Here is a 6,506-nt window from a genome sequence, read left to right on the forward strand (position 1 = left end):
TCCCTTTGGGAAAAGTTGGGATTACAGCGCCTTCATGGTGCCTTTCGGCAGAACGGCAGCTACGAAGTCACGTTTGATAACCACTTCAGTGGTGTCGTTGAGGGCGATAGCAATGTAGCCGTTTTCCGCTACTTTGGTTACGCGACCCACCAGGCCACCATTGGTCAGGACTTCATCGCCCTTCGCGATGGAGTTCATCAGGTTTTTGTGCTCTTTAGTACGCTTCTGCTGTGGACGCAGGATCATGAAGTAGAAGATCAGACCGAACACAACCAGCATCAGAATCAGAGACATCGGGCTGCCCTGCGCTGGTGCACCCGTTGCTGCTACCGCATCAGAAATAAAAAAGCTCATTCAAATTCCCTCATTATTAAAATTAATCAACGTTCAACGGTGGAACATCCCGCCCCTGACGTTGGTAGAAATCGGTCACGAAGCTCTCTAATTTACCCTCTTCGATAGCCTTACGTAAACCAGCCATTAAGCGCTGATAATAACGAAGATTATGAATGGTATTGAGACGCGCCCCCAAAATCTCGTTGCAACGATCGAGATGATGCAGGTACGCGCGAGAATAATTGCGACAGGTATAGCAATCGCACTCGGAATCGAGCGGGCTGGTGTCACTCTTATGCTTCGCGTTACGGATTTTCACCACGCCATCGGTAACGAACAGATGACCGTTACGCGCGTTTCGGGTTGGCATAACGCAGTCGAACATATCAATGCCGCGACGTACGCCTTCCACCAGATCTTCTGGTTTACCCACACCCATCAGGTATCGTGGTTTATCCGCCGGGATTTGCGGGCAGACATGCTCCAGAATGCGGTGCATATCTTCCTTCGGCTCACCCACAGCCAAACCGCCGACAGCGTAGCCATCAAAGCCTATCTCTACCAGACCTTTAACCGAGATATCGCGTAAATCTTCGTAAACGCTGCCCTGGATAATGCCGAACAGCGCATTTTTGTTTTGCAGGGAGTCAAAACGGTCGCGGCTACGCTTCGCCCAACGCAGGGACATCTCCATAGAACGCTTGGCGTAGTCCCAGTCCGCTGGATATGGCGTACATTCGTCGAAGATCATTACGATATCGGAGCCGAGATCGTACTGAATCTCCATGGATTTTTCTGGATCGAGGAAGATTGGATCGCCGTTGATCGGGTTACGGAAGTGTACGCCCTGCTCAGTGATCTTACGGATATCGCCCAGGCTGAAGACCTGGAAACCGCCGGAGTCGGTGAGGATGGGGCCTTTCCACTGCATGAAGTCGTGCAGATCGCCGTGGAGCTTCATGATCTCCTGGCCTGGACGCAGCCACAGGTGGAAGGTGTTGCCGAGGATAATCTGTGCGCCAGTGGCTTCAACTTCTTCCGGCGTCATTCCTTTTACGGTGCCGTACGTGCCCACAGGCATAAACGCGGGGGTTTCTACCACGCCGCGATCAAACACCAGACGACCGCGACGCGCGCGACCATCGGTGGTATCGAGTTCAAATTTCATTTTTTCTCCGACGTCAGAAAAACAGTCCAACGTTGTAACACAGTGCCGCGGACTTATTCCCCGACACGCTCATTCAAAGCCTGCGGATTGTACGTGATAAACATCGCGTCACCGTAGCTAAAAAAGCGATATTTTTGTTCTACCGCAGACTTGTAGGCGTTCATCGTATGCTGATACCCCGCAAACGCGGAAACCAGCATAATCAGCGTCGATTCAGGCAGATGGAAGTTGGTCACCAGCGCATCAATGACTTTGTACTGATAGCCCGGGTAGATAAAAATCTGCGTATCGCCAAAGAACGGTTCAATCAGCTCGCTTTTCGCGGCCTGCGCAGCGCTCTCAAGGGAACGTACCGACGTTGTACCGACGGCCACGACGCGGCTACCGCGCGCTTTCGCCGCCAGCACCGCATCCACAACCTCCTGCGGCACTTCGGCATACTCAGAGTGCATGATGTGATCTTCGATGCTGTCCACGCGCACCGGCTGGAAGGTCCCCGCGCCGACGTGCAGCGTCACGAAGGCCATCTCAATGCCCTTGGCGCGCAGCTTTTCCAGCAGCGGTTCATCAAAGTGCAGGCCCGCCGTTGGCGCCGCCACCGCACCCGGCTTCTGGCTGTAGACGGTCTGATACAGCTCGCGGTCGGCCTCTTCGTCCGGGCGTTCAATGTACGGCGGCAGCGGCATGTGGCCGATGGCGTTGAGGATATCAAGCACCGTGCGTTCGTCGTTGAACTCCACCTCGAACAGCGCGTCGTGACGCGCGGTCATGGTCGCTTTGATGCTCTCGTCATCCCCCAGCAGCAGCTCCGCGCCCGGCTTCGGCGCTTTGGAGGCGCGAATATGTGCCAGAATACGTTTATCATCGAGCATACGTTCGACCAGCACCTCAATCTTGCCGCCGCTGGCTTTACGGCCAAACAGACGCGCCGGGATCACGCGGGTATTGTTAAAGACCAGCAGATCGCCAGGGTTGAGCTTGTCGAGCAGATCGGTGAAAGTACCGTGCGTCAGCGCGCCCGTTGGCCCGTCCAGTGACAGCAAGCGACAGCTGCTACGCTCAGGCATGGGGTAGTGAGCAATCAGGGATTCAGGTAGTTCAAAGGAGAAATCGGCGACGCGCATGACGTATACTCGTGACTTAAAAACAGGCGGCATAGTCTAGTGCTCACACCCTTTTGCTGCAACAACTAGCCGCCACCGGACAACGAAAACGCATGAATTTTCTCGCTCACCTGCATCTCGCTCACCTCGCGGACAGCTCCCTCTCCGGCAATTTGCTGGCCGATTTTGTACGCGGCAACCCGGCGGAAGCGTATTCCCCTGAGGTTGTCGACGGAATTTTTATGCACCGCCGCATCGACGTGCTGACCGATAACCTGCCGGAAGTGACGGAAGCCAAAACCTGGTTCCGCCCCGAAACGCGACGGGTGGCGCCGATCACGCTCGACGTCATGTGGGATCATTTCCTGTCGCGCCACTGGCCGCAGCTGTCGCCTGATATGTCGCTGCCTGAGTTTGTGCGCTACGCCCACGCGCAGGTGTCGATCATTTTGCCGGACTCCCCGCCGCGCTTTGTGAATCTGAATAACTATCTCTGGTCTGAACGCTGGCTGGAGCGATACCGCGAGATGGATTTCATTCAGAACGTCCTGAACGGCATGGCGAGCCGTCGACCGCGTCTGGACGCGCTGCGCGACTCATGGCATGACCTGGATGAACATTACGATGCGCTGGAAACCCGCTTCTGGCAGTTCTACCCGCGTATGATGACGCAGGCGAAAAATAAAGAACTGTGATGCCGGTATGATTGATAGGTAAAAGCTGGTGGAACGATTGTTACCACCTCTTTGTCTTATTCCCGTACTGCCTCTATACTGGCCCGCGTTGCGTTCCAAATAACCTTAGTATCTACAGGAGAATCATATGGTTCTGGTAACTCGTCCGGCTCCGGATTTTACAGCTGCCGCCGTTCTGGGCAATGGTGAAATCGTTGAAAACTTCAACTTCAAACAGCATACCAACGGTAAAGCGACCGTTCTGTTCTTCTGGCCAATGGACTTCACTTTCGTTTGCCCGTCTGAGCTGATCGCGTTCGACAAACGTTACGAAGAATTCCAGAAGCGTGGCGTGGAAGTGGTTGGCGTCTCCTTCGACTCTGAATTTGTACACAACGCATGGCGTAACACCCCTGTCGAAAACGGCGGCATCGGTGCGGTGAAATACGCGATGGTTGCGGACATCAAACGCGAAATCCAGCAGGCTTACGGTATCGAACATCCGGACGCTGGCGTTGCACTGCGTGGTTCTTTCCTGATCGATGCAAACGGCATCGTTCGTCACCAGGTTGTGAACGATCTGCCGCTGGGTCGTAACATCGACGAAATGCTGCGCATGGTTGACGCGCTCCAGTTCCACGAAGAGCACGGTGAAGTGTGCCCGGCTCAGTGGGAAAAAGGTAAAGAAGGTATGGCGGCTTCCCCAGACGGCGTAGCTAAATACCTGTCTGAGAACGTATCCAGCCTGTAATCGGCACGGTTTACGAAAAAACCCGCGAATACGCGGGTTTTTTTATGGCTTATGCTGCGCCGTCTTTTTTTACCTCGCGCCAGATGCGCCATGCCATACCCGCAAGCACCATCACCCCCGCAATCAGTACGCCCCAGACCATCAGCGTTTTCATTCTGCTTTCCTGCTCAGCCGCAGACGTCGCGGTTAAACGCGCCTCGCCCCCCAGCGGGACAGGTTCCAGCGTATCCGCCATCGGCAAGGCTGCCAGATCGTAGGTTTTACGCAGTTCGGTCGGGATCAGCATATCCGTCTCCACGCTCGCCGGTTTCGCAGCCCCGTTCCCCCACGCGAGCAGGTACGGCCCCTTCCCCTGCGCGTTAAACACCAGATCGTAGCGCACGCGCTGCCCTATCACGCCCGGCAGGTTCTCAGGCAAACGCGCATTGAGGGTCTTGATTTTTACCGCCTCGACCAGCCCGCCAGGGAGCGGAACAGGTTCAGCCGTTTTGCCGCCGAGCTGGTAGATCACCTCTTTTTTCAGCGTATGCCATCGATCCTTGTCCGCCCCCCGCCAGGCTATTTCTGCCGGGAGAACGCCGTCGTCATTCAGCATGAAGGCGATCGCACTCAGAGGCTGCGGATGTTTCCAGCGCCACACGGCTTCACTTTCGGATAACCGCTCCCCCTCTCCCGCCAGGCTAATGTGCTCTGATTCCGGCTGCGCAGGCGCGTTAATCGCGTTGACGCCGGTTAACGTCAGGGCAGAACGTCCCGTGTTCAGCACCAGCAGCAGATAGCGATTCGCCTCAGGTGATAACACCAGATCGGTATCGATGCGGTCGAGCTTCAGGCGCTCCCGTCCGCTCATCACGTCCAGCAGGGGCATCTCTTCGCGCAAGGTATACCAGTTTTTCAGATCCTCGCTGTAATAGACCGATGCCGTCCCCTGCCACGAGCCCTGCGGCGTGTCCCAGAAAAGCTGGAGCTGAGAGAGCGGAACCTCCGTCGCGTTTTCCGGCAGGGTCAGCAGATAGTGCTGTCCGGCAGCCGCAGCGTGTTGCCCTTCCAGCACAATTTCCACACCGTTTCTGGCCCGTAGCATAATTTTATCGCCGCTGTCCTCTTCCCCGCCCGGCGAGGCGTTAAGCGCAAAAAGGCGCAGCGCCGTGGTGGTCGGTGCCGGCTGCGGACGCGTCGTAGTAACCAGGCTGAACGGTACAGGCTCGCCCGACTGATTAAACACGCGCACGTCGCGCAGATCGGGCGATGTGCTCTGCTGATAAATCGCCAGCGGCAGCATGACCCGATACCACGGCGAAGATGCAGAGGTATCAAGGGACAGGCCGTAGGCATAATCCCGCGGGGATTCCGCTGGCGCGCCCTCGCTGAATGCCGGACCGGCCATGGCCAGCAGTGCTGCACAAACAACCGCATTCATCCATTTCATTTTTCTTCTCCTGCTTTAGGCGGTAGCGGCGAGAAATAGCCCACAATCAGGACCAGGATCGCCACGCCAATAAACGCGACGGCGCGCGCCAGGCCGCCACCGCCCGCGCTGTCCACCAGCATCAGTTTGAGCATCACCACCCCCAGCAGCGCCGCACCGCCAAGCCACTGCTGACGGGAGGCCTGACGGGTGGCGCGGATCATCACCACCAGCGCGCAGAACATCCAGAACAGGGCAAAGGTGGTCTGAATAAGCCGCGAATGCCACAGCGATTCCATGTTCCAGGCCACCTCGCCGTACCACGCCAGCGCACGCAGCAACGCGCCGTTGAGCCACCAGAAGCCAAGCGCCATCAGCACAACGGCGGGCCAAGGTCGGGACTGCGCAAGCGATGCCGGATAGTAGCGATCCACTGCCCGATAAAATACTACCAGCCCCAGCAGCGCGAACGCCGCCCCTTCCTCAAGCGGGTTCACCAGCGGCAGCCAGGTCTTTCGATAGACCACACCGTCCTGGAAATTGGTCACGACCAGCAATACCACCAGCGCCACAACCACAGGGATCGCGGCAAGGCAGGCGTAGAGCGCAGGCCATACCCGGAAAGGCCACCCGCGACGCCGTACGGCCGCGGAGAGCGCCATAATCACCCCACCGCCGACAGCCATCGCAATGCCGCTTCCCCAGGCCGCCATGCCCCATGGCAGGGAGCGGGCAAACCAGTAAAGCTCGGCGGCAAGGGCGAGTAAAATCATCCACAACAGCGACAGATGCAGCCCCATTGAGATGCGCGGCAGAAGTTTATCTTCGTCGCGCCGCAGCAGCATCAGGGCGGCAGGCAGCGCGATAGCCCAGGCCAGATTTGCCCAGCCGGCCGCCAGAATCTGCTGGTGCGAGACCTGATACAGCACCATCAGCAGCATCACCGGCCACAGCAGCCATTTGCTGGCATCCAGCTCCCACCATGCCAGACGAGCGGCAGCCTGCCGCCATCCCCAGGTCGACGCCGCCGTCAGCGCCAGCACGCCTGCCAGAAGCGATAACTCCT

General features: G+C 57.4%; 7 protein-coding genes. 2 read left to right on the forward strand and 5 right to left on the reverse strand.

Annotation, left to right across the window (positions count from 1 at the left end):
- Positions 1–21: 21 nt before the first annotated feature.
- From yajC to queA, 3 genes are read right to left on the reverse strand one after another with little or no spacing between them, the layout of a single operon-like run.
- Positions 22–354, reverse strand: coding sequence for a preprotein translocase subunit YajC (gene yajC, locus DD606_RS09440; protein WP_003859109.1), 333 nt, complete (start codon positions 352–354; stop codon positions 22–24).
- 22 nt (positions 355–376) lie between these two features.
- Positions 377–1,504 (reverse strand): tRNA guanosine(34) transglycosylase Tgt, encoded by a 1,128-nt coding sequence (gene tgt / locus DD606_RS09445; protein ID WP_003859110.1) that lies wholly within the window; start codon positions 1,502–1,504, stop codon positions 377–379.
- 53 nt (positions 1,505–1,557) lie between these two features.
- The gene (queA, locus tag DD606_RS09450; protein ID WP_006809916.1) at positions 1,558–2,628 is read right to left on the reverse strand and encodes a tRNA preQ1(34) S-adenosylmethionine ribosyltransferase-isomerase QueA; all 1,071 of its coding nucleotides are present in this window, start codon (positions 2,626–2,628) and stop codon (positions 1,558–1,560) included.
- Positions 2,629–2,720: 92 nt separating this feature from the next.
- On the opposite strand from queA, the gene acpH reads away from it, so the two are divergent.
- Together acpH and DD606_RS09460 are read left to right on the forward strand one after the other, a co-directional pair.
- Complete coding sequence (gene acpH, locus DD606_RS09455) at positions 2,721–3,302, forward strand: ACP phosphodiesterase (RefSeq protein ID WP_045343223.1); 582 nt, start codon at positions 2,721–2,723, stop codon at positions 3,300–3,302.
- Positions 3,303–3,429: 127 nt separating this feature from the next.
- Positions 3,430–4,032 carry a peroxiredoxin C gene (locus DD606_RS09460; protein WP_003859113.1) on the forward strand — a complete coding sequence of 201 codons (603 nt, stop codon included), beginning with the start codon at positions 3,430–3,432 and terminating at the stop codon, positions 4,030–4,032.
- A gap of 49 nt (positions 4,033–4,081) precedes the next feature.
- Here the strand turns inward: DD606_RS09460 and DD606_RS09465 are convergent, their stop codons facing one another.
- Together DD606_RS09465 and DD606_RS09470 are read right to left on the reverse strand one after the other, a co-directional pair.
- On the reverse strand, positions 4,082–5,461 hold the full coding sequence (locus tag DD606_RS09465) for a DUF3999 domain-containing protein (protein ID WP_063855042.1): 1,380 nt from the start codon (positions 5,459–5,461) through the stop codon (positions 4,082–4,084).
- Positions 5,458–6,506, reverse strand: a 1,049-nt coding sequence (locus tag DD606_RS09470; protein ID WP_139158315.1) for a DUF2339 domain-containing protein, incomplete at its 5' end; no start/stop codon positions are given. The genes DD606_RS09470 and DD606_RS09465, both read right to left, overlap by 4 nt.

Source organism: Enterobacter cloacae complex sp. GF14B (genome assembly GCF_004136805.1).
Taxonomy (GTDB): domain Bacteria; phylum Pseudomonadota; class Gammaproteobacteria; order Enterobacterales; family Enterobacteriaceae; genus Enterobacter; species Enterobacter hormaechei_C.

Excerpts from the sequence above, each read along its gene's own strand:
- yajC (WP_003859109.1), bottom strand. The coding sequence starts at position 354 with ATGAGCTTTTTTATTTCTGATGCGGTAGCAGCAACGGGTGCACCAGCG.
- tgt (WP_003859110.1), bottom strand. The coding sequence starts at position 1,504 with ATGAAATTTGAACTCGATACCACCGATGGTCGCGCGCGTCGCGGTCGT.
- queA (WP_006809916.1), bottom strand. The coding sequence starts at position 2,628 with ATGCGCGTCGCCGATTTCTCCTTTGAACTACCTGAATCCCTGATTGCT.
- acpH (WP_045343223.1), top strand. The coding sequence starts at position 2,721 with ATGAATTTTCTCGCTCACCTGCATCTCGCTCACCTCGCGGACAGCTCC.
- DD606_RS09460 (WP_003859113.1), top strand. The coding sequence starts at position 3,430 with ATGGTTCTGGTAACTCGTCCGGCTCCGGATTTTACAGCTGCCGCCGTT.
- DD606_RS09465 (WP_063855042.1), bottom strand. The coding sequence starts at position 5,461 with ATGAAATGGATGAATGCGGTTGTTTGTGCAGCACTGCTGGCCATGGCC.